This is a genomic window from Sagittula sp. SSi028 (genome assembly GCF_048553715.1).
Classification (GTDB): domain Bacteria; phylum Pseudomonadota; class Alphaproteobacteria; order Rhodobacterales; family Rhodobacteraceae; genus Sagittula.
The window spans coordinates 1-2,279 of sequence record NZ_JBLZNC010000037.1 but is presented as its reverse complement, the minus strand read 5'-3'; the positions used below and the strand labels follow the sequence as shown (position 1 = coordinate 2,279).

The following is a 2,279-nucleotide window of genomic DNA, read 5'->3' as shown; positions in this document are numbered from 1 at the left end:
AGCCATGATCTGGGCTTCTGTGAAACGTGTCTTCTTCATCGGAATCTCCTCGTTCATCCTGCCGAGAAAATTCTACTTCCGCATCCCCTTAAGATCGGGGGGGATTACCCCGGGGAGCGAAAGCCTATGGAGAACAGCGCCGTCAACAGACCGATGCCGGCAGCAGGCTCTAACAACGATCTCCCGCCCCGCCGCAGCCTCGCCCGACTGCCGCGAAACCCAAACCCGTGCCCGCCCCGCCGCCACAGCAGCCCCCTGCCCCGCCCATCGCCGCCCCCGCCCGGATGAAACGCCGCCACTGGGGTCTGATTGCCAGCTTTGCCTTGGGCGTGGCGCTGCCTGTGGTCCTTGTGGGCTGGTATCTGTGGACGCGGGCCGCTGACCAATATGCCTCGACCGTGGCCTTTTCCGTGCGCACCGAGGAAAGCAGCTCTGCGCTGGAACTGTTGGGCGGGATCAGCGCGCTGTCGGGGTCGTCGTCGTCGGACACCGATATCCTGTACGAGTATCTGCAAAGCCAGAAGCTGGTCGCCGATATGGATGCCGCGCTGGATCTGCGCGTGATCTGGGCGAAACCGCAGGCGCGCGATCCGTGGTTTGCCTTTGATCCCGATGGCACGATCGAGGATCTGGTCACCCATTGGGGCCGCATGGTCGATATCTACTATGACAATGGCGCAGGACTGATCGAAGTGCGCGCGCGGCGGTGACGCGGTTTCGCAATGCCAACCAGCTGGTGGACCCTTCGGTGGATCTGCAGACGCAGGCGGGGCTGCTGGGCAATCTCGAAGGGCAGCTGGCCGATGCGCTGATCGAATATGACCTGCTGACCCTGTCCACCCGCGCCGATGACACCCGCGTCACACAGGCCGACCGGCGCATTAATGTCATCCGTGACCGTATCTCGGCCGAACGACGCAAGCTGGGACTGGCTGGGGGCGAGGACGGCAACGGCGATGTCTACGCCAACCTGTTTGGCGAATACGAACGTCTCGTGGTGGACCGCGAATTTGCGGAGGAAAGCTATACCTCCGCACGCGCGGCCTATGACGCAAGCCTTGCCGAAGCCCGCCGCCAAAACCGCTATCTCGCAGCCTATGTGCAGCCGACACTGGCACAAAGCGCGCGCTTGCTCGAACGCGGGGTGCTGCTGGGGCTGGCGGCGCTGCTGATCACCCTGGTCTGGAGCACGGTGGTGCTGGTGCTTTACGCGCTGAAGGACCGGCGATGACGCACAGCCCCCCTTCTTTGGCCCCGCGCCCCCTGCCCTGCGACGTGCATAGCGCGTGGTATGTGCCCCCCGCATGTGATGGGACACATGCGGGGTGTTTCGCGCGCGAAACATTGGGCGGGGCCCATGATCCGGTTTGAACGTCTGACCAAAACCTATATCACCGACGGCACCGCCAAGACCGTTGTGCGCGACATGACCCTGACCGTGCCCACGGGGCGGTCGGTGGCTTTGCTTGGGCGCAACGGGGCCGGAAAATGCACCCTGTTGCGGATGATCGCAGGCACCACAAAGCCTACATCAGGCCGGGTCATCACCACCGGCGATGTCTCCTGGCCCGTGGGCTTTGCGGGTTCCTTCCATCCCGATCTGACAGGGCTGCAGAACTGCCGCTTCATCGCGCGCATCTACGGCGTCGACACAGATGCGCTGGCCGAGTTTGTCGAGACGTTTGCCAATCTCGGGGTCAGCTTTCGCCTGCCCTTTCGCACCTATTCCTCGGGGATGCGGTCGCGGCTGGCCTTTGGCATCTCGAAGGGCATCCGCTTTGACGTCTATCTGGTGGACGAGATCACCACCGTGGTGGATGCCGCGTTTCGCGCTCGATCCGACCGGCTGTTCAAGGCCCGTCTGTGCGATGCAGGCGCCGTGGTCTGCAGCCACGCAATGCCGCAAATACGTATGCTGTGCGACTGCGGCATCGTTTTGGAAGACGGGCAGCCCCATTTCTATGACGACCTTGAAGAGGCAATTGCCCATCACGATATCACTACGAGCCAGAGGGGATTCTGAATTTGCGCCCGTTTGTCCTTCAGCAGTTAAACTGGACTCGCGCCCGAAACGATGCGCATGTCATGTGCCGATTGCTTGCACACCTTGCATGGCCTTAGCAACTGTATCTCTCACGGTCCATTTCTGACGGCTCTTGCACAGGGCGTTTGCGATAGTGACCAGCTTTCTGGCGACGGCGGTGATGATGACCTTGTGCGGTTTTCCGGCCTTGCGGAGGCGATCCGCGAAAGATTTCAGGCTAGGGTTGTGATGTGCC

Annotated in this window: 3 protein-coding genes and 1 pseudogene; 3 read left to right on the top strand and 1 reads right to left on the bottom strand. The window is 62.1% G+C overall.

Going from position 1 to position 2,279, the window contains the following annotated elements:
- Positions 1–284: 284 nt before the first annotated feature.
- The 3 genes from ACN5AZ_RS18620 to ACN5AZ_RS18610 all read left to right on the top strand — a co-directional run bounded on the left by ACN5AZ_RS18620 (position 285) and on the right by ACN5AZ_RS18610 (position 2,023).
- Positions 285–710, top strand: coding sequence for a hypothetical protein (locus ACN5AZ_RS18620; protein ID WP_419430392.1), 426 nt, complete (start codon positions 285–287; stop codon positions 708–710).
- Positions 707–1,231: a hypothetical protein gene (locus ACN5AZ_RS18615; protein WP_419430391.1), complete on the top strand. Its 525-nt coding sequence runs from the start codon at positions 707–709 to the stop codon at positions 1,229–1,231. Before ACN5AZ_RS18620 ends, ACN5AZ_RS18615 begins: the two co-directional genes overlap by 4 nt.
- 126 nt (positions 1,232–1,357) lie before the next feature.
- A complete protein-coding gene (locus ACN5AZ_RS18610; RefSeq protein ID WP_419430390.1) occupies positions 1,358–2,023 on the top strand; it encodes an ABC transporter ATP-binding protein in 666 nt (221 codons plus the stop codon).
- 60 nt (positions 2,024–2,083) lie between these two features.
- On the opposite strand, the pseudogene ACN5AZ_RS18605 reads toward ACN5AZ_RS18610, so the two are convergent.
- A pseudogene (locus ACN5AZ_RS18605) lies at positions 2,084–2,279 on the bottom strand (hypothetical protein); the annotation flags it as partial.